Genomic DNA, 19,408 nt, shown 5'->3' on the forward strand with positions numbered 1-19,408 from the left:
GACACTGCGAAGAATGAGCAGATGTCGCACTTGTGCCAGTGGTGAAAGGGAGTGAATTTCGCAAAAATCAACATTGAACGATAACAGAGCCATTTAAAAAGTACCCCTATATTAGGAGTACTTTCTGGTCGTAGAAGAACACAATATGCGCATGCCTTTTTCTTTTGTTTACCCATTAGTGGGGAGGGATTGAAGTTTTATTTTCCATAGATGTGGGATAAGTACTGGAGGGAATTGGTTTTCCATACAGCATGAGTTTTCCCAAATCGTTCATAGTTCCGTTTATTTGATCCAATTTCTTTTCAATTCGGTATAACAAATAAAAAGTAACCGCAATTGGGAATCCATATTCACCTATTATACTAAGCCAAATCTCCATAATACTTCTAACCCCCTTTCTGATCTAATTGGCTTTGGGTTAGCCATAAAACAAGACTGGCTAACCCAAAGAATTAATTACAATTCAATTTGCTCAACAGTTCTTGAGACAACGCGTGCTCCCCGTTTTCCAACTAGTTGACCATCATGTGATATAAACACATTGTATGAAATAATATCATCCATTACCTTGGAAATAATTTGTTCATCGACAGGCTCAATTGGGTCATCAAGGGAAATGGTTACGCTTTTTCCACCTTCATTTGTAAATAAAAGTTCTAAACGTTTGGACATGTTTTACACCTCCTCTCTTATCCATTGCTGCGAATAGGTTACTGTACTAAGTTGTAAGTGTTGACGCGTTCCACGTTCTCTAACTCGTACTTCTGTAGGGAAGCAAGGGCTAATGCTGTGTTAAATAAATTCTCATTCTCTGCTCCTGGTTGAATATTTCGAAATTGTTTGACTTTCAAAATAGCCTCCCCGTCTTCCTCATATCCTACAATGAAAGCTAATGCTAAACGAGATACGGTTAATTCTCCCATGGTATCACCTCCTTTCACCCAGAACGTATGTTATATGACGGAAAAAGGATGAGGTGAATTCAAGTTAGATAAAAGTCGAATTATGCACAAACCTTTGTTATTCTGATTATGTGGATGAACATTCAACGATACCTATTTAGGGAGGAAAACGATGAAGAAAAAAATCTTAGTAAGCGGGTTTGAGCCCTTTGGAGATGTTACAATAAATCCAACAATGGGGATCATCGAAAAGTTGAACCGGAGTCATCAAGGGAACGTGGAATTACATACCATAATATTGCCCGTTGTATATAACGAGTGTGCAAATGTATTAATCGAGGAGATCAATAAAGTACAACCGGATATCGTAATATCTTTAGGAGTGGCAATGGGACGATCTGCTATTACACCTGAGAGAATAGGAATTAATATTCAGGATACAGTTGGGGAAGGGGCGTCAGGAGATAATCATGGGGATCGTCCTTTCGATCGTTTGATTGAGGAAGATGGACCGGATGGATTGTTTTCCACGATTCCAATTAGGGATATTACGAATGAACTAAAAAAACATGGAATTCCGGCACAAATATCTAATTCAGCTGGAACATACATATGTAATAATACCCTCTATAGTGTATTACTTCATGTCCAAATTAATCAGTTGTCGATTAGGGTAGGATTTATCCACGTGCCAGCAACCCCCGGAATGGTCCTGAATAAGCCTCATTTACCTAGTATGGACTTAGAGTTACAAGTGAAAGGAATACAGACTGTGATTGACTGTTTGTCTGAGAAGTAAAAGGGCTATTAAAAGATACGTACAAATAGGAATTATTGGACTGTATTATATACTTAGAAAAAATCCATCCGAATCGGATGGATTATATGAGGGGGTAACAGTTTTGAAATTATGGTTGAGCTTCTTTCGGGAAGAAAATCGCTCTTATTGCGTCCAAATGGATGTAGCGATTAGCCTATCGGAAATAAATCACACTATATTGTCCGAATCGGTTCAACGAGCGTTTACATCGCGAGCTATCTTCAAGTTACCTTGACGGACAGGATGTCCTAATATCGGGCATGCCACAGGACGTGGCGCTTTGCCCGATGGACGGACAGGATGTCCTAATATCGGGCATGCCACAGGACGTGGCGCTTTGCCCGATGGACGGACAGACTTCAGAGCGATGCATGTAGAGTAAGAGAAACTGCTAATGTTTATGGTCACAAGTCGTTTGCGCTTATCTTATCGATTTATCGATTATTTTCCTTTTCGAAATGCGTATAGTTAGACAATATTTCCTCTAAAGAACTCCTTTCATCATTGTCGATAGTTGTTTTAATTTTTGTTCCTTTATCCAGTTCCATAATTAATTTTGTGCGTTTTCCCCCTTGTTTACCCCATTTTATAAGACGTATTTTTCCCCACTGTGTATGATATCCAGCAAAGATTAAGGCATTTCCTCGAACTTCAAAAACACGATCTAGTGTAATGAGAATAAATAAACCAATAGGAAAAATCATCAAAAAAAGCAATGTAGCCCTTTGGAAATCCCTGAATATTTCAAGTAGAAGTAAGAGGTTTAAAAGTAGAATTAAATAGGAGCTCCATAAGGATATTTTATATATTCTAGAACTTGTACTGATTTTTCTCGGGTCTTTTGTTTCATAGATGACATAATCATTCATCATCTCTCTTCTTCTGTGGGCGAAAAGATGATAGATGGCAATCACTCCGAAAATTGTACTGCAAAATAGATAAAGCCAAGGCATATTTTACTCTCCTTCAATTGACATAAGTACCATAGTTCATTTTAACATATTGAATTCTAAAAAGACAAAAGATAAAAAAATAAACAAAATGATAATTCGTTTGTATATAAATAAACAAAATGATACAATGTTTAAAAGTGATTCTCGATTGAGGTGATGGTATGTTGCAGTTTTCTATTAAAGATTTAAAACAAGGCTTCCATTTTGATGAACAATTTCAACTTTACCACTGTATTTTCTGTGAGGAGAAAACAAGGGAAGGGTATATTTATCCAGATGGGAATTTACTTGTGGATGCACGTATGAAAATGATTCAACATGTAAAAGAGCAACACGATTCCCCTTTTCAAGGACTCTTATCCCTTGATAAACGACATAATGGTTTAACAGATAGCCAAAAACAAATAATTAAGTTGTTTTATGAAGGAAAAAAAGATGACGAGATTGCGGAAAAACAAGGATTGGGAAGTTCTTCAACGGTAAGGCAACACCGCTTTAAATTCCGGGAAAAATTAAGACAGGCGAAGGTGTTTCAGGCATTAATGGAAATAGTAGAAGAATCAAATAAAAATGATCAATTGGTCGCGGAACATAAGGGGGCAAAAATGGTGGATGAGCGTTGGTTGATAACAAAAGAGGAACAGGATAAGATTTTAAATACATACTTAACAGAAGAAGGAATCGTAAAGCAGTTTCCTTCAAAGGAAAAAAGGAAAATAGTTATTTTAAAATACATTCTTTCAGCCTTTAAACAGGAAATTAATTATTCTGAAAGGGAAGTAAACGAAACAATAAAAAAGTACTATGATGATTTTGTGACGATAAGACGTTATTTTATCGAGTATGGTTTTATGAAACGGAATCGAGATGGCTCAGCTTACTGGCTCAATTAAAATCGGCAATATTGGAATGTATCTAGAGGTTATTGCTTCTAGGTACTTTTTTTAGATCTAGAATCATTTTCTTGGAACTTTTTGTACTTTTCCAATTCATTTTCAAACAAAAGATAAAAAAATTGAAATTACTCTAACCAATTTATGGTACGCATGATAAAATTGTCCTATGAAAACTATTCCAATTTCTAATAGAATGTTATTGATAGATTTTGCACAATCATAGACTTACAAAAGAAAGGACTACTGTTATGCAGGAAAAGAAAGTAAAGAAGACGCATATCCCAGTTAGGTTAAACATTTTATTTTTTGTTGTATTTATGCTATTTTCCAGTTTGATTTTGAGATTAGGGGTCGTTCAAATTGTTCAAGGGACAGAGTTTGAAGAGCAGTTAGATCAAGAAGTTAGTATTAGCGCCCCTATTGAAGCACCAAGGGGGCTATTATACGATCGATACGGAAATATATTAGTAGATAATGAGCTACTCTTTACAGTCACTTATACGAACAGAAATATGCTCCCTGCAGAAATGTTAAGGGTAGCCCAAGAGTTAAATCGATTTATTACGGTAGAATCGCCCAGAACTCTAAATGAGAGGGAATTAAAAGATTTTTGGAGTGTTTTATACCCTGAGGAATTTGAAGCAAAGCTAACAGTTGATGAGGCAAAGGATTTAGAAATAGAAGATAGTGAAGTCCACCAAGTTCGAATTGATAGGGTTACGGACGAGGACTTAGAACAAATTACGCATTCCGGAAAAAATATGGAAGTGTTTTCAATATGGCGTGAATTTACACTTGGATATTATCACTTACCACATAAAGTGAAACGTGGTATTTCCTATGAAGAATCTGCTCATATTTTGGAAAATCTTGATAACTTACCTGGGATAGATATCATTAGAGATTCAGTACGTGTCTATACATATGAAGATTCTCTACGTGGTATTATCGGTCAGACTGGTTCGATCCCAAGGGAGGAAATTGATTTTTATTTAGCAAATGGCTATGAACGGAATGAAGAAGTGGGTACAAGTTATTTGGAACAACAGTATGAATCCGTTTTAAAGGGACGTAAAGGTAGAATTGATAATTTTATGGACGGGAGTGGGAATTTCACAAGAGCAGCAGAATATCACATTGGAAGTCGAGGAAATGACCTTGTTTTAACCTATGATATGGATCTTCAGCATCAAGTACAAGAAATTCTTCAAACGCGTGTGGACACTGCAAGGCCGGCATTTATTGGAAATCCTGACGCCCATGTTGTCATGATGGAACCTAATACAGGCGAGATACTTGCCATGTACAGCTATCACAGTGATACAAGTTCAGGAAGAGACAGGGAAATTCGCCCCTTTACTCAAGCTTATGAAATGGGATCTTCTATCAAGGGTGCAACCGTTCTGGCAGGCTACGATACTGGTGTTATGCCGCCCGGGACTACGATCCTTGACAGATCGATTAATTTGCCAGGTGCGCAGCCAATTAGTTCCCATAGTACATTAGGATATATTAATGATGTTAGTGCCCTTGAACAGTCTTCCAACATTTATATGGTATATGTTGCAATGCGTTTAGTTGGTTATGTACCAGGTGTTTCTGGAACAAATTGGGGGAACTTTTACAGAGGGTATGATGTTCTCAGGGATTATTATGCACAATTTGGTCTTGGCATAGAAACAGGTATTGATCTGCCAAATGAATTCAAGGGCATCAGCGGGGGAAATAGTCCCCAGCCTGGTAATTTACTGTTTTTAACCTTTGGCCAATTTGATACGTATACTCCATTACAGCTAGCCCAATATATTTCAACCATTGCTAATGATGGGTATCGAATTGCACCGAGAGTTGTGAAGGAGATCCGTGAGCCTGGAGAAACCTCAGATGTATTAGGACCAATCTCTCAACAGATGGTACCAAAAGTCTTAAATAAATTGGATGTGGATGAGAGTCTCATTCAACGTGTAAAAGACGGATTCCGAAGAGTAGTCTATGGAAACCGAGGTACTGCCCGTGGGTATTTCCAAGGCAGCGAGTACACCGTTGCAGGTAAAACCGGAACAGCACAGGTAAGATGGCAAGGGAGAGAAGCGAATAATCAAACATTTGTAGGATTTGCCCCTTATGAAAATCCTGAAATTGCTATAGCTGTTGTCGTTCCGAATATAAGTAAGAGTGATACGAGGGGCCGTGGCTTAGCAAATACTATTTCAGAAGATATTCTTGAAGCGTATTTTACTCTTAAGCATAATCGTCAAAATCCAGGTAATGTTCTAGATGATCAAGACGAAGAAGACGAAGAAGATGAGGGAGATGCTGACGACGAATAATAACTACTAACATAAGAAAGTCTCTTCTCTTTACTCGTTTGCCTACCCTAAGTATACTTAAATTAATTAGGTCTTTTGTAATAGTAATGACACCAAAGGGGGGCTTTTTCTGTCGAATTGTAGACATTGCCAAGGAGGAATTATCTATCCAGATCAGGGAGTTATTGTTATTTACCTTGAAATTGGAACACAAAACAGGCTGAAAATGGACAGTTTATGGAATGCAGTAGAATACCCGCTTATAAGTGATTCGAAATCTATTTCCATTACTTATAGTAGTTTGAAATCGGTAGAGGAAATTTGTAGTTATCTGGAGAAAACGTTTACTCCTAGTGAATTAGAAGAGATTACTGGAGATGTTTGTACACAACCAAGTTCTTATACCATTTCCCGTATACCACTAAATCAACTCATTTTAAGGATGCAACATCCAAACTATCTAAAAATAATCGATGGCAAATTATTTGAATCACACATTCAGCCAATTGTGAATTCATCGGAAGGAAACGTTTTTGGGTATGAATTTCTTTTAAGGAGTAGGGTGGAACAGTATCCATTTTATCCAGGAGAATTATTTTCGTTTGCTCAACGTTCAGGTCTTCAATCCAAATTAGATAGTCAGTGTCGAATCAATGCGATTCGGACTAGTTCGGAATTATTAGGACAAGGTATAAAGCGATTCATCAACTTTCTCCCTTCTTCTATTTACGAACCAGAACATTGTTTAAAAACTACGTTTCAAGCTGTGGAAATGTATCGTATTACGTCAACTACAGCCAAATTACGCAAAGATGGATCGTGAAATGATTAAAGACTGTCATCTTTATGATGAGAAATTAGAAAAGATTCATGTTTTGTCGCAAGAATCAAAGAAATTAGGAATTAAGTTAATTGCGGAAGGAATAGAAAAGTCGGAAGAGTGGACTGTTCTCCAAGATCTAGTGGACTATGGTCAAGGATATCTTTTCGGAAAGCCTTCCCCAGTTCCAGTGGATAAGTATACTGCACGATAAAAGGGGAGTGGATACCAAAAATTCCTAAGGATCATAGGAGAGATGGTTTTTATCGGTAAAGCGATATGTGAACTATAAACATCTTTCATAACTTTAATTAATCAGATTTTTCTTCCCTTAGCCTCAAATCGGAACTTAGCGTATAATAAAGAAGATTCCATTGAAAAAGAAGGGAGCTAATCTATTTGCGAGAATTGGAGACAGAAATATTAAGACTCTTTACAGCATTACAAAATCCTTTATTAGATGAATTTGCAAGATTACTTACTTTTTTAGGGGACGAAACATTTTATTTTATTATTATTCCGTTTGTTTATTGGTGTTTATCAAAAGGATTCGGAATCCGTCTTCTATACGTATTTTTAATTTCGGTTTATATTAATGCACTTTTAAAATCAATTTTTATGGTTACACGACCAGTTGGGATAGAAGGAGTCAATTCCCTCTATGTATCTTCTGCCGAAGTGGGAACTCATTTTCCACACGATAGTTTCCCGAGCGGTCATGCGCAAGGTTCAGCCACACTATGGGGATTTATTGCCTATCAGCTGAATCGCCGTCAAGTATGGATTGGAGCGTCCTTATTAATTGCCCTTATCTCTATTGCAAGACTGTATACGGGAGTTCATTGGCCAACGGATATTGTGATAGGTGTTATTATAGCAGGGTTTATCATATATTGTTATCACGTTGCGGAAAAATATATAGTGGCCTTGGAAGAAAAATGGAAGATTACTCTAGCATTGGCAGTCCCATTTCTCATGATGGCAATATTCAGGGATTCAGAAGGATTTAGTTATGGAGGATTTCTATTAGGGGCTGGAATCGGATATTTTCTTGAAAAAAGATTTATTTCTATGAAAATACCATCATCTTGGTTAAAACGTATCGGTGCATATGTCTTTGGGGTCCTTGTGATCTTTGGTCTTCAAACGGGATTAAAGATGTTGTTCCCGGAATCTGCAATATTTGATGGATTACGTTATGCAGTTATTGGTTTTTGGGGCTTAGTGGGAGCTCCTTACGTGTTTGTAAAAATAGGATTATATAAAAAAGATTAATATTCAAAACCACCGGATCAGTATTAATAAAGGTCCGGTGGTTTATTTTATATGTTTATGTTATCGAATAGAAGGTGTTATATAAGCCATATTTCCTGTAACAAGTAAAAGTCCAAGAATAACAAGCAGTATCCCACTGAGGATAGAAAGGGTTTTAATATGCTTCTGTAGAAACTTCAAAAATTTCAAGCTCGAAGTACTGATTGCCCCAATGGTGATAAATGGTAACCCTAATCCTAACCCATAAACAAAAAGCAAAGTCCCCCCTCTGATGACAGTTTCTGAGTCTGAGGCAAGGATAAGAATTGAACTGAGCATAGGACCAATACACGGCGTCCAGCCAAAACCGAAGGCCATTCCCATAAGGGCAACACTAACTATCCCCCCTTTTCTTTGAAAAAAACGTTGAAACCGAATTTCTCGCTGGAAAAGTTTAATATTTAAAAATCCTAACAAATGTAAACCGAATAGAATGACAACAAAACCTAGAAACTGAGATAAAAAGGTGGAGAAGGCAGGGGTAAACAAGGAACCAATAGCCGTTGCTCCCATTCCTATTAATAGTAAAGGTATGATTAATCCCACAACAAAGGCGAAGGACCTAGGCATAATTTTAAACCTCTCCGCCTTTGCATGGGACAATTCAGTGACGGATAACCCAGTAATAACCGCCATATAGCTAGGGATTAATGGAAGGATACATGCAGATGCAAAGGAAAGGAATCCTGCGGCAAACGCAAACCAGATATCCATCAGGAAGGGTCTCCTGAATGATAATTTTCATAGGCATCTTCGTATCTCCGTCCCAACTCTTCTCCCGTTCCAATAATGTATGGATAAACCCCTAGTTCGTTTCCTTCCTCATCGAAAAAGACATAGGTTGGTGATACGGAAACCCCATAATAATTTGCAAGGTTTCGATCTAAGTCCACACCCCAAAGATGAGAGGCTTCATATTCATTGACAAACTTATCAAGAATTTCCCTTTCTCTCCCATAGAAAACAACAGTAATGACTTCAATTTCATCTTGTTCGTGAATAAATTCTTGAATGAATGGCATGGAATAACTGCAGCATTCACATGGTACTGCTACAAACTGAAGGATGGTTTTCTTTTGACCAATATACTGATCCAGTTGAATAGGTTCCTCCTCTGTTAAGCGTTCTACTTGAGTGATGTCACCAGGTTCGCTCTCAGTAAAGAATGAAAAGGCGGTGTAACCCATTCCAGCTAAAATAAAGATAATAAACACAATTCCGATCTTATTCAATGCTTTCTCCCCCCACAAGAGATACATGATTAATGCTTTTGAAAACGACTTTCATTATAATAAACATAAGTAAATAATAACGAATTTGAGGGGAGTTAAGGATGAGAAAGATAGTCTATTTGATGACAATTTGTATAGTGTCAATTCTTGGCTGCAGTGGGGAAGAAAATTTGAATGATTATAACGTTTTGCTAGAAAACGAGGGGAATACTTATCAAACAGGTGAGTTTATCCCGTTAAAGGTAATCGTTGAGGATCCGTCAGGGGAACCGGTGTCTGTCGATGATATCTTTTTGTATATGAACATGGAAAGGATGAATCATCCTATGCAAGGAACAATGGAAGAACAGGACCAAGGGATGTACATCATTGAACTTCCCCTTGCCATGGGCGGAGAATGGTATGTGGATGTACTTATAAAGGATGGAAAAAAAGAGCGGGAAGAACGATTTTACATACATGGCGAAGGGGAAATGGTAATGGAGTATATGATGGGATATAACAAAGATGAGGAAAGGAAAAGTAGCAGTGAATAGACTTTGAATTATTAAGCTGACCGATTAGTTTTAGTAAGAAAGGAAGGTATCGAAATGGCAAATCATTTAGTGATATATATGCATCCCACTGAGGATAGTTTTAATGGAGCACTCTTGAATTCTTATACAAAAACATTAGAAGAACAGGGAGACCATGTTGTTATTAGATCCCTCAGTGCACAAAACTTCCGTTCAGAGCTGTCTCATGAAGAGTACAAGGATAGTCTTAATGGTATATTTTCACCGGATGTGCGAAAAGAGCACGAATATTTGCTCCAAGCAGATTATATTACCTTTTTATTTCCCTTTTGGTGGACCGGTTTTCCTGCTGTTGGCAAAGGATATATTGACCGAGTTTTTTCTTATGGTGTTGCTTATGAACTTGATGGGGAAGATCCGATACCCCTATTAAATGGAAAAAAAGCTGTACTTATTATCACCTCAGGGACGCCTGAAAATGAAATGAAAGAAATGAAGATATACTCTAATTTTCTAGAGCTTGTGGATAAATCCATTTTTCAATTTTGTGGTTTGGAACTTATCAAAACAGTTTATTTTGGAAATGTCATTCAATGTGGGAATGAAAACCGAACAAAAATGCTGGAGGAAGTAAGTAAAGTAGCAAAAAAAATAAATGAATGCAGTTCAGATTGAACATAGGTAAGGAGGACAGTTGTCTACAGATTTAACTGTACTGTCCTCCAATATTAATCCTATCCTGTACTCCTATGATTTGTCACTGAATTTCCTTCAAAAGTAACCTTCTTTTTCTTCAGAATCCTTCTGCCACCCATATTAATAAACATCACCCCTGAGAGGATAAATATAATCCCTAAAAATTGGAATGTAGTAAGGATGTCCTGAAAAATAAATACTCCAATAAGTGTTGCCACCACAGGTTCAATAGTAGAAGCAATAGAAGCTTTGCTCGATTCCACTTGATGGAGTCCACGAGTATACAATAAATAAGCAAACACGGTAGGAATAACCCCTAGACCAAGACTAATCCACAAAGCATCCATATTCCATGGTGCCATTCCCTTTCCAGCGAGCCCGCTAGTAGGAAGGAGGGCAACAGTTGCCACTAGGAATGTATAAGTAGTGGTCGTCAATGAAGAATAGGAGGATAAGGCTACTTTGCCAAAAATACTGTAAAGAGCATATCCAAACCCAGAACCTAATCCTACTAGTATCCCATATAATGAAAGATTTGCCGTATTTAACGGGAACAATTGAATGACTAGAATACATCCTAAAAATGTTGTGAAAAGTGCAACCATTTTTTGAGGTGTAAATAATTCTTTAAAAAAGATTCGGGAAAGGATGGTCACAAATGCAGGTCCTGTATAAAGTAAAACAGCAGCAATGGACAGATTCATTTCCTGGATAGCTGTGAAATAGGCCCAATTAAAAAAGACAATACTGCAAATACCCGTTCCTAAAAAGAAGGGGAGATGCCTCCATTTAATGATTAGTGCATCTTTGTTTTTTATTAGAACATAGAGCATTAGTGCAACAAATGCAACGGTTACCCTTATAGTAACTACTTCAATAGGGCTAAATCCTAAATCATATAACCCCTGGACAAATAAGCCTATTGTTCCCCACAAAGCAGCACCTAAAATAATCATAAGAAATGCTATTCGATACACAAGTAATCTCCCCCATTCGATCTAATTCATTTCGTTGCACGTTAAATCAGTAACACCAGTTATGGTGATACTGTATAAAACGCTTTCTCTTTCTGATTGGGATTGTAGTTTACAACAAATAAGTAATTCCCCTTTATCACTTGTTTTTCCTCTATGAACTTCGTAGCATCAAAAGGGACTTCCTCTACAACAAGGTGCTTACTAACTGTTTTATTAGACATAAATGCTTCTAATTTATGCGAGCGGAGATAGTTTAATTCATGTTTTGAGAGACTAGGATCCCACCACTTTTTCCGCGGCTTTTGTTTGTAATGAAGTAAATAGTCCACCTTCATTAAGCCTTCAATCACATCCATCTGACCAATGCCGTCAGCTACTAAAAACTCCTTGAGGCGGAGGAACAAATCTTCGAATTGATGCCCAATTTTCCCCCAGCCATGTATATCCCAATAATCCCCGAACCGTTGAAAAAAATCGAAAGGTGTTTCAAAAACATGATCAATTAAATATTCCACGGTATAGTCAAGTCGATGATCATTCCAGAATTTTTCTAGAATATCCTCTGCCCGTTTGATTCGTGTTAATTCATCAAATGTCAGGACGTTATTGGAAAGAATTTCATAAGGTGCATGATCCATATACTTATACTTATATTTATCTGCCATTGCACGCATCCCAGTTCCACGAAGCATCTTTAGAAAGCCAAGTTGGAGTTCCTCAGGTCTTAATGCGAATACATCATTAAATGTCTTTTTAAAGGAATTATAATCCTCTTCGGGAAGGCCGGCGATAAGATCTAAATGCTGATCAATTTTCTTCCCTTCCTTTACCATAGTTACCGTTCTTGCCAGTTTACTAAAGTTTTGACGGCGTTTAACAAGATCATTGGTTAAATCATTAGTGGACTGAACCCCAATTTCAAAACGAAATATTCCCTTTGGAGCATTCTTGTTAAGGAAATCCAGTACTTCTGGACGCATGATATCTGCTGTAATTTCAAATTGAAACTCGCAACCACCGTGATTATCAATAAGAAATTGAAATATTTCCAACGCATAATCCCTCTTAATATTAAAGGTTCGGTCAATAAATTTTATCAACTTCGCACCGCTATTTATCAAGAAGAGTAAATCAGATTTCACTTTTTCAATATCATAATAGCGTACCCCTACCTCAATGGAGGATAAGCAAAATTGGCATTGGAACGGGCACCCCCGGCTTGTCTCAAAATAAATAACTCTATTTCCAAGGGAGGCAAGATCCTCTTTAAAACGATAAGGGGTAGGAATTTTGGTAATATCAAGGTTTGGTCTAGGAGGGGTCATTGTGACATTATCCCCTTCCCGGAAGCCTAAGCCTGCAATGTGGTTATATTTATGATCGGTTTCAATCTGATGTAGAAGTTGTTTAAACGTTTCTTCCCCTTCTCCCTTTACGATGAAATCAACTTCCGGCACACGCTTTAACCAATATTCTGTATCATAAGATACTTCTGGACCACCCAATACAATTTTTGTATGAGGTAAAACTTTTTTTAACATTTTCACAATTTGAATCGTTTTTTCAATATTCCATATATAACAACTAAACCCAATGACATCAGGTTTTCTTACATACAAATCAGAAACGACGTTTAAGTCCGGGTCTTTAATCGTATATTCAACCATGTCAACGTCATATTCCGGTGCAGAGTAACTTTTCAATAGCCTCAACGCAAGGCATGTATGGATATATTTTGCATTTAATGTGGTAACAACAATGTTCAAAGTATGTTCCTCCATTTATAAACGGTTATGGGTTATCATATCATATTTTTTTTATGTTCGAAAAGGGAGGGGATTTAAAATCTATGCAGAGTATGAGCAAGTTTATTCGTAAATACTCCCATTTGAACTAAATGATCATAGGAGGTATGACTATTTTTTATAGCATTGTATCTCATTCCTTCATTTTCGAATCCTAACTGATGATAGAGGGATATGGCATGTTTGTTCGATGCAAGAACCTCTAATTCTACTTTTTCATATCTTCCCTCGTGAAGAACCCAATTTAGAGCTGCCATTATTAACGCTTTTCCTATTCCTTTGGAGCGATAGTTTTTTTGAACTATTATTCCAAGGATAGCCCGGTGGCTGGTCTTTTTAAGAATTTCTGGTTCAATGGTAAGAATCCCTACTATTTTATCGTGATGTTCAGCTATCAAATTCAATGTGTCAGGATGACTGAGGAAAGCTTCATTTTTAATCTTTTGCTGTTCTTCTGTCATAACAAAATCAGAAACAGTCATAATTAAGCCGTCTTCCTCCTGAATCACTTCCTTAGTTAATGTGTACATTTTCTTTCCGTCATTTGCATTTCCCGGTCGTATTTTAATATCTAACCCTTTTGTTTCCATTTTGAAGGGAGTAATTAAGCCCATGATATATACCTCCTAATGAGTACTCTCTCTCAAGATATGAAAACAAGATAGGGAATGTTCAGGTAGGAAAGGTTCTAGTTGAACCTAAGAAAGTTAGGCTTGCTCCCGACACGGCGAATATACTGGGAGATTGTCACAATTTTATAGTGTACTCATACTATGAATTGAATTTGAAAATAACCTGTAAGAAGAAAGGGGAAGAAGAATGAGTTGTAATTGTCAAAAACCAAAAGGGCAACAGCCTATGATACATCAACAGTTCGCCAATCAAATGCCACATGGAGTAATGCCGCAAGAGGGACACGGCCATCCAATGTCCCCAACTAATAACACAATGTATGGAAATCATTATGGACATCATCAACATCATCAATATCAACATCCATCTTTAATGCATCCGATGCATGGGCCAGTTAATCCTGGTTTCGCACCACCGAATTACCAAGGTACAATGCCTCACCAAGGGATTAACGGACATCCCGGACATCCTGGACATATGAATTATGTGCCTGCTGGACCTACTGGAATGCCACCTGCACCAGGAGCACCTGCACCAGGAGCAATGATGCCAAATGTACATGGTCAAGAACCTTCTATATCACAGGGGCACTACATGCACTCTAGCCAAGGGCATCCAATGAACCAACAAGGATACCCTGTTCAACCGTTACCATATGGCCAGGAGTCACAAGTTAATGAAATGACACCTCAGGGTGAATCGAGTTACCCAACCTATGGAACACCTGAGATCCAACAAACAGGATATATGCCAATGGATGACGGAGATTTCGATTAAAAAAAAGAAAGTGTCTCAAATTAAAATGAGACACTTTTTTTATGAATGAAAAAAACAATTACTCTATAGGGATGATAAAAGAAAATCTCCATTCAGGGAGATCCACCGTTGTACGATGAATGATTATGTCAGATGGGGTAGATAGGGAAGTGGAAAACTCTAATTCGACAGTTAATGTTTTCGCATCAAATCTAGTGAACAAAGGGTACACTTCTAAACCATCTATCAAGTGCTTAAATGAATATTGGATTCTTTTTCCTGCCTCGGGATGTTGGTCTTCCATAGTAAATGTGAGAACGTTACCATCAATTGTTACATCTTTAAGAATTATATCTCCTGTATTAATATTATCCATTCTTTCATCAGTCAAGGAAAATGGATAACCATGCCGATAAAGGGATGGAGTTATATAAAGAGGCAATTGTAAAAAGTGCTGTTTTTCCTTCTGATGGGTACCGGGATTTAAAACAATCTCTATATACCCCTCATAGGGTAAAGTGTTAGGATCATCAGTGAGTTTTTCCACTGATTTAATTTGATAAGGAACATCATTTTGGTCAAAGACAAATGATGGCCAATGAATATCATAATCATTAAGAAGCAGGGGAGTTTCATCTAAATGTGATAACTTGAATTGAAGTGTAATTTCCATGTCTGTTATTTTAGACTCTATAAATTCTATTGATAAGGGATACTTTTCTAATTTTTCATAAACAGGAAGTGGTATTTCTTGGCTAGTATTAGTAAACGAAGACTCTGCTTGACAACCTGGTTGAAATAATAAAAGTATGACAATAAAAAATAAAAACCTCTTTTCCAAGTTGAATCCCCCTTTAATAAAACTACAACATCTATTTTACAAAAAAAAGAGAAGGACCGAATCAATAAATATATTTAGAAATGATGGTACTTTTCTATTATAAAAGGATTGCTGGAAGTATCGTAAAAGTAGTGAATAGAATGGTAAAACCCCACTTTTAGAATACCAAAGTGGGGTTTGAATACCAAAAAAATGGGCTTTTATACTGTAAGTGTCTTTTCCTCTTTAATTTTTTCATTAGCACCTATGAAAGTGTCTAATTTTTTCTTTGGAGGAGTCCAATATTGCTCGTTGCCCGGTAAATCATCAAACCAAGCAGCATCTTTAGGACAGTCTAATACCATAAATTTACCGTAATTGTTATCACGAGACTGATGATATTTTAAGTATGCTTTTCCATCTTCAATAGCAAGTATTTCAATTTTACCAGAAGTATGGCTCATGGATAAGCGTACACGTTTCCCTAACCCGGAAGTCATTGCCTTAGCTTGTTCTACGGCATTATATGCTTCCTCTAGAGATAAGACGAAGTCGTTGTTACCGGCAACAGGTCTGTTTATAAAGAAGTAATAAGGTGTAACTCCAGCCCAAGACAGTTTATCTAACAGTTCCCCAAGCACTTTCGGATCATCATTAATTCCTTTTAAAACAGGAGTTTGGTTAACTACAATTGCCCCTGCTTTGTGAAGTGCATCAAATCCCTTTTTGGCTTCCTCCGTAATTTCTACAGGATGGTTAATATGTGCCATTACATAGATCCTCTGCTCTGGTGTTGAGAACTCGTTGATTAACTTTAACAATTCTTCATCTTCATAAATTCTCATAGGGTTAAATACTGGCATTTTAGATCCGAGACGAATAATTTTCACATGTGGAATTTCCCGCAATTGTTCAATGATCAGTCGCAATTTTTTAGTGGCGAGTATAAGAGAATCTCCCCCTGTTAATAGAACATTATTAATTTCAGGGTGATTTTTAATGTACTCAATACCTGGTTGAACATCTGACATGGCTTCTTTTATGTCGTTTCGGAATAGCCTTTTACGGAAGCAATAACGACAATAAGCCCCACAAACTTCAGATACAATTAAAAGTGCTGTTGTACCATACTTGTGCTGACATCCTTCAGCAGCATAGTTTGTGTCTTCATCGGAAGCATCCCAGCGACCATATTCAGCTAATTCACCTTCGTTTGGTATGATTAGTTTCTTAATTGGGTCGTTCGGATTATTCCAATCAATTAGACTCAAATAGTAATCGTTTACACGAAAAACGAATTTTTCTGTGATTTTCTTTAACTTTGCGCGCTCTTCTTCTGGAATCTGCGTTATTTTATCAATATTCATGATGTATTTTGGTTGCGCCATCCTTATCACCCTCCAAGTATTAGATTAATAGTTTCCTGTTTATTATAAACGTAATCCTTATATTAGGTCAAAAACGGAAGAAAACATCTATTTTTTAAAAGGAATGAAATATTTCCTTCAGTTTTCTCACTCTTATTTTATTTTTTTCATTTCAATTTATTTTATTGAATTTAATGACAAATGCCCTTCACAGACAAGCGAAGATATCATAAAATGAAATAAATCCTTCAAAAAAATGAAGTGAAGAAAGAAAGGGGTTAGTTGATTAACAATGGCCATACGTAAGGTTGAGCATCCATTTATTCAATATGGAGCAAAGACAGGTAAATCTTATAAGGAAATGAAGGAAGCAGAAAAATTTTTACCAGGTGGTGTAACTGCAAATATTAAACATTTTGCACCATATCCCATTGTCATGAACAAAGGAAATGGAGCATGGTTAGAAGATGTAGATGGAAATCAATATGTGGATTATTTAATGGCTTATGGATCACTAGCTTTAGGACACGGACATGATGATATAAAAAAGGCTATACAAGATCAATTGTTCGAGGATGGGACATTTCTCTTCGGAACTCCACATTCTTTAGAAACAACTTTCGCAAGAAAAATAAAGAGCTATTATCCTTCTATGGATAAAATACGATATACAAACTCTGGCACAGAAGCTACATTGTTAGCGATACGCTTGGCTAGTGCTTATACTGGGAAAAAGAAGATTGCAAAATTCGAAGGACATTATCATGGTGGTTATAATGAAGTACTTTACAGTATTAATCCTCCCTTATCAGAGGCTGGGGACGAAGATAAGCCAAACGCGGTTCCAGAATCAGCAGGGATGGATTTCTATCTTGATCAAAAACCATTAGTACTACCTTTTAATCAACCTGATGCAACGGAAAAATTAATTGAAGAGCATGCAACGGAACTTGCAGCTATAATTATTGAACCTGTTCAAGGGGGATTTATTCCAGCGGAACAGCAATTTATGGATAGATTAAGGAATGTAACGAAAAAACATGGGATCGTTTTAATCTTTGATGAAGTGAAAACAGGATTTCGTTCGGCTCTAGGTGGAGGTCAGGAAATTTATAATATAAAACCTGATATTACTACTCTTGGTAAAGTAATTGGCGGTGGATTTCCTATTGGTTTAGTCGGTGGAAAGGAAGAAATTCTTTCGATTAGTAAGCCTAAGGCAGCTGGAGATGTCTTCGATGTGGGGCAAGGGGCAGAATCTTCTGCGAAGGAAATTTTGTTCCATAGTGGTACCTATAATGGACATCCAACAATATTAGCTGCAGGATTAGCAACTATTCAAAGACTGGAGCAGGATTTTGACGCGACGCTGGCGTATACTAATACACTACGGGAGAAAATTGAAGACTTAGGAAAAAAAGCTAATGTACCGTTATCAACGGTTGGTTTAGGAACTATTTTTAGTGTAATATGTACACGTGACAGCAATATTCGACATTACCGGGATCTCCAGAAAACGAATCTTGAATTAAGGAAAGAAATGGATTTTCATTTGTTAAACGAAGGTATCTATACGAAACCATTAAATCGATACAGTATTTCCACTTCCCACGGGGAAAAGGAGCTGGAGGCAACATTAAATGCTTACCAAACTGTATTGAATAAACGTTTAGGGGGAGATGGAATGTCATAAGGGGGAGGAATCGTGCTAGAAAGTGATGTTTACAGACGTATGATTCAAAATCGTGATCGGATGAGCAAATCTCACAAGAAGATTGCAAATTATCTTATCGAGAATCACGAAACAGCACCTTTTTTGACAGCGTCAAAATTAGCAAAAAATGTACAGGTGGGGGAAGCAACGGTTATTCGGTTTGCTTTTTTTCTAAATTATAAGGGATATCCCGATTTTCAAAGACATTTGCAGGAAGCTTTACAGCGTAAAATGACATCTGCAGAAGTATTAGTTAGAACCACTGATGAAAATGATCAAACCGAATATGTTGTTTCTGAGGTGCTGTCGGATGATATTCAAAACTTGAAGGTGACATTAGGTCAAGTCGATTCTGGTAATTTTGAAAAAGCAGTAAGTGATATCATTGAAGCAAAAAGAATTTATATCATTGCATATCGAAGTGCTACCAGCATAGGTGTATTCCTCGAATTTTACTTAGACCTAGTTCTTCAAAATACTGAGCTGATTAGACAGGCAGATGGTGTCTCCGAACATCTTTTAGATATAACTGAGGAAGATCTAGTTATAGGCTTAGGTTTTTCTCGTTATACAAAACGAACGGTGGAAGTATTAAAATATGTGAAGCAGCATGGGGCAAAAACATTAGTTATTACAGATCATTTAATGAGCCCACTAGTCCCATTCGGAGATCGAACATTAATTGCATCTACAGAGATAAATTCTTTCATTGATTCCTTTGCAGCACCAATGAGTATCGCTAGTGCCCTTATTACAGCATTGACACGATCAGAACACAAGCAGGTAGAAAGACGTTTAAAGGACCTGGAAGAATTATGGGGTAAGTTTGATGTGTTTTATGATTAAGGAGAAGTGTGGATTCAGAAGTATTACTCTTTC

General features: G+C 37.0%; 22 protein-coding genes. 11 read left to right on the top strand and 11 right to left on the bottom strand.

Annotated elements, in window-relative coordinates; genetic code table 11:
* Positions 1-175: 175 nt before the first annotated feature.
* The 3 genes from KS419_RS06780 to KS419_RS06790 all read right to left on the bottom strand — a co-directional run bounded on the left by KS419_RS06780 (position 176) and on the right by KS419_RS06790 (position 923).
* The gene (locus KS419_RS06780; RefSeq protein WP_217065317.1) at positions 176-379 is read right to left on the bottom strand and encodes a YvrJ family protein; all 204 of its coding nucleotides are present in this window, start codon (positions 377-379) and stop codon (positions 176-178) included.
* Between the two features lie 77 nt (positions 380-456).
* A complete protein-coding gene (locus KS419_RS06785; RefSeq protein ID WP_217065318.1) occupies positions 457-672 on the bottom strand; it encodes a DUF2922 domain-containing protein in 216 nt (71 codons plus the stop codon).
* Between the two features lie 38 nt (positions 673-710).
* Complete coding sequence (locus KS419_RS06790; protein WP_217065319.1) at positions 711-923, bottom strand: DUF1659 domain-containing protein; 213 nt, start codon at positions 921-923, stop codon at positions 711-713.
* A gap of 151 nt (positions 924-1,074) precedes the next feature.
* Here KS419_RS06790 and pcp point away from each other — a divergent pair, with 151 nt between their 5' ends.
* Positions 1,075-1,701 carry a pyroglutamyl-peptidase I gene (pcp, locus tag KS419_RS06795; RefSeq protein ID WP_217065320.1) on the top strand — a complete coding sequence of 209 codons (627 nt, stop codon included), beginning with the start codon at positions 1,075-1,077 and terminating at the stop codon, positions 1,699-1,701.
* 455 nt (positions 1,702-2,156) lie between these two features.
* Here pcp and KS419_RS06800 read toward each other — a convergent pair whose 3' ends face one another.
* Entirely contained in the window at positions 2,157-2,675 is a 519-nt protein-coding gene (locus KS419_RS06800) for a hypothetical protein (RefSeq protein WP_217065322.1), read from the bottom strand.
* A gap of 164 nt (positions 2,676-2,839) precedes the next feature.
* Here KS419_RS06800 and KS419_RS06805 point away from each other — a divergent pair, with 164 nt between their 5' ends.
* The 5 genes from KS419_RS06805 to KS419_RS06825 all read left to right on the top strand — a co-directional run bounded on the left by KS419_RS06805 (position 2,840) and on the right by KS419_RS06825 (position 7,975).
* Positions 2,840-3,568, top strand: coding sequence for a DUF2087 domain-containing protein (locus tag KS419_RS06805; protein WP_217065323.1), 729 nt, complete (start codon positions 2,840-2,842; stop codon positions 3,566-3,568).
* A gap of 251 nt (positions 3,569-3,819) precedes the next feature.
* On the top strand, positions 3,820-5,901 hold the full coding sequence (locus KS419_RS06810; protein WP_217065325.1) for a peptidoglycan D,D-transpeptidase FtsI family protein: 2,082 nt from the start codon (positions 3,820-3,822) through the stop codon (positions 5,899-5,901).
* Positions 5,902-6,106: 205 nt separating this feature from the next.
* Positions 6,107-6,703 (top strand): EAL domain-containing protein, encoded by a 597-nt coding sequence (locus KS419_RS06815; protein ID WP_217065327.1) that lies wholly within the window; start codon positions 6,107-6,109, stop codon positions 6,701-6,703.
* A 1-nt stretch (position 6,704) separates the two neighbouring features.
* Positions 6,705-6,914 (top strand): EAL domain-containing protein, encoded by a 210-nt coding sequence (locus tag KS419_RS06820; RefSeq protein WP_246593694.1) that lies wholly within the window; start codon positions 6,705-6,707, stop codon positions 6,912-6,914.
* Between the two features lie 185 nt (positions 6,915-7,099).
* Positions 7,100-7,975: a phosphatase PAP2 family protein gene (locus tag KS419_RS06825; RefSeq protein WP_246593695.1), complete on the top strand. Its 876-nt coding sequence runs from the start codon at positions 7,100-7,102 to the stop codon at positions 7,973-7,975.
* A 60-nt stretch (positions 7,976-8,035) separates the two neighbouring features.
* On the opposite strand, the gene KS419_RS06830 is transcribed toward KS419_RS06825, so the two are convergent.
* Both KS419_RS06830 and KS419_RS06835 read right to left on the bottom strand, forming a co-directional pair.
* Positions 8,036-8,728, bottom strand: a complete 693-nt coding sequence (locus KS419_RS06830; protein ID WP_217065331.1) for a cytochrome c biogenesis CcdA family protein — start codon at positions 8,726-8,728, stop codon at positions 8,036-8,038.
* Positions 8,728-9,246, bottom strand: a complete 519-nt coding sequence (locus tag KS419_RS06835; protein ID WP_217065333.1) for a TlpA family protein disulfide reductase — start codon at positions 9,244-9,246, stop codon at positions 8,728-8,730. The genes KS419_RS06830 and KS419_RS06835 overlap by 1 nt, the downstream gene beginning before the upstream one ends.
* A 101-nt stretch (positions 9,247-9,347) precedes the next feature.
* Here KS419_RS06835 and KS419_RS06840 point away from each other — a divergent pair, with 101 nt between their 5' ends.
* Positions 9,348-9,782, top strand: coding sequence for a FixH family protein (locus KS419_RS06840; RefSeq protein ID WP_217065335.1), 435 nt, complete (start codon positions 9,348-9,350; stop codon positions 9,780-9,782).
* Positions 9,783-9,836: 54 nt separating this feature from the next.
* Complete coding sequence (locus KS419_RS06845) at positions 9,837-10,436, top strand: NAD(P)H-dependent oxidoreductase (RefSeq protein ID WP_217065337.1); 600 nt, start codon at positions 9,837-9,839, stop codon at positions 10,434-10,436.
* Between the two features lie 59 nt (positions 10,437-10,495).
* On the opposite strand, the gene KS419_RS06850 is transcribed toward KS419_RS06845, so the two are convergent.
* The 3 genes from KS419_RS06850 to KS419_RS06860 form a co-directional block, all read right to left on the bottom strand.
* The gene (locus tag KS419_RS06850) at positions 10,496-11,434 is read right to left on the bottom strand and encodes a DMT family transporter (RefSeq protein WP_343215032.1); all 939 of its coding nucleotides are present in this window, start codon (positions 11,432-11,434) and stop codon (positions 10,496-10,498) included.
* Between the two features lie 59 nt (positions 11,435-11,493).
* Positions 11,494-13,200, bottom strand: a complete 1,707-nt coding sequence (locus KS419_RS06855) for a B12-binding domain-containing radical SAM protein (protein ID WP_217065339.1) — start codon at positions 13,198-13,200, stop codon at positions 11,494-11,496.
* 74 nt (positions 13,201-13,274) lie between these two features.
* Positions 13,275-13,853, bottom strand: a complete 579-nt coding sequence (locus KS419_RS06860) for a GNAT family N-acetyltransferase (protein WP_217065341.1) — start codon at positions 13,851-13,853, stop codon at positions 13,275-13,277.
* A 205-nt stretch (positions 13,854-14,058) separates the two neighbouring features.
* Between KS419_RS06860 and KS419_RS06865 the strand changes: the two genes are divergently transcribed.
* Positions 14,059-14,649 (top strand): hypothetical protein, encoded by a 591-nt coding sequence (locus tag KS419_RS06865; RefSeq protein WP_217065343.1) that lies wholly within the window; start codon positions 14,059-14,061, stop codon positions 14,647-14,649.
* A gap of 58 nt (positions 14,650-14,707) precedes the next feature.
* On the opposite strand, the gene KS419_RS06870 is transcribed toward KS419_RS06865, so the two are convergent.
* Both KS419_RS06870 and KS419_RS06875 read right to left on the bottom strand, forming a co-directional pair.
* The gene (locus tag KS419_RS06870; protein WP_217065345.1) at positions 14,708-15,469 is read right to left on the bottom strand and encodes a hypothetical protein; all 762 of its coding nucleotides are present in this window, start codon (positions 15,467-15,469) and stop codon (positions 14,708-14,710) included.
* 200 nt (positions 15,470-15,669) lie between these two features.
* Positions 15,670-16,836, bottom strand: a complete 1,167-nt coding sequence (locus KS419_RS06875) for a KamA family radical SAM protein (RefSeq protein ID WP_217065347.1) — start codon at positions 16,834-16,836, stop codon at positions 15,670-15,672.
* Between the two features lie 271 nt (positions 16,837-17,107).
* On the opposite strand from KS419_RS06875, the gene KS419_RS06880 reads away from it, so the two are divergent.
* Both KS419_RS06880 and KS419_RS06885 read left to right on the top strand, forming a co-directional pair.
* Entirely contained in the window at positions 17,108-18,508 is a 1,401-nt protein-coding gene (locus tag KS419_RS06880; protein WP_217065348.1) for an aspartate aminotransferase family protein, read from the top strand.
* A 12-nt stretch (positions 18,509-18,520) separates the two neighbouring features.
* Entirely contained in the window at positions 18,521-19,375 is an 855-nt protein-coding gene (locus tag KS419_RS06885) for a MurR/RpiR family transcriptional regulator (protein WP_217065349.1), read from the top strand.
* Positions 19,376-19,408: the final 33 nt, after the last annotated feature.

This window comes from Evansella tamaricis (genome assembly GCF_019042215.1).
GTDB classification, from domain to species: Bacteria; Bacillota; Bacilli; order Bacillales; family Salisediminibacteriaceae; genus Evansella; species Evansella tamaricis.

What these genes read in the sequence shown, in the direction of transcription:
- KS419_RS06820 (WP_246593694.1), top strand. Translation starts at nt 6,705, where the DNA reads ATGATTAAAGACTGTCATCTTTATGATGAGAAATTAGAAAAGATTCAT.
- KS419_RS06785 (WP_217065318.1), bottom strand. Translation starts at nt 672, where the DNA reads ATGTCCAAACGTTTAGAACTTTTATTTACAAATGAAGGTGGAAAAAGC.
- KS419_RS06830 (WP_217065331.1), bottom strand. Translation starts at nt 8,728, where the DNA reads ATGGATATCTGGTTTGCGTTTGCCGCAGGATTCCTTTCCTTTGCATCT.
- KS419_RS06810 (WP_217065325.1), top strand. Translation starts at nt 3,820, where the DNA reads ATGCAGGAAAAGAAAGTAAAGAAGACGCATATCCCAGTTAGGTTAAAC.
- KS419_RS06845 (WP_217065337.1), top strand. Translation starts at nt 9,837, where the DNA reads ATGGCAAATCATTTAGTGATATATATGCATCCCACTGAGGATAGTTTT.
- KS419_RS06800 (WP_217065322.1), bottom strand. Translation starts at nt 2,675, where the DNA reads ATGCCTTGGCTTTATCTATTTTGCAGTACAATTTTCGGAGTGATTGCC.
- KS419_RS06780 (WP_217065317.1), bottom strand. Translation starts at nt 379, where the DNA reads ATGGAGATTTGGCTTAGTATAATAGGTGAATATGGATTCCCAATTGCG.
- pcp (WP_217065320.1), top strand. Translation starts at nt 1,075, where the DNA reads ATGAAGAAAAAAATCTTAGTAAGCGGGTTTGAGCCCTTTGGAGATGTT.
- KS419_RS06790 (WP_217065319.1), bottom strand. Translation starts at nt 923, where the DNA reads ATGGGAGAATTAACCGTATCTCGTTTAGCATTAGCTTTCATTGTAGGA.
- KS419_RS06860 (WP_217065341.1), bottom strand. Translation starts at nt 13,853, where the DNA reads ATGGGCTTAATTACTCCCTTCAAAATGGAAACAAAAGGGTTAGATATT.
- KS419_RS06815 (WP_217065327.1), top strand. Translation starts at nt 6,107, where the DNA reads ATGGACAGTTTATGGAATGCAGTAGAATACCCGCTTATAAGTGATTCG.
- KS419_RS06880 (WP_217065348.1), top strand. Translation starts at nt 17,108, where the DNA reads ATGGCCATACGTAAGGTTGAGCATCCATTTATTCAATATGGAGCAAAG.
- KS419_RS06840 (WP_217065335.1), top strand. Translation starts at nt 9,348, where the DNA reads ATGAGAAAGATAGTCTATTTGATGACAATTTGTATAGTGTCAATTCTT.
- KS419_RS06865 (WP_217065343.1), top strand. Translation starts at nt 14,059, where the DNA reads ATGAGTTGTAATTGTCAAAAACCAAAAGGGCAACAGCCTATGATACAT.
- KS419_RS06875 (WP_217065347.1), bottom strand. Translation starts at nt 16,836, where the DNA reads ATGGCGCAACCAAAATACATCATGAATATTGATAAAATAACGCAGATT.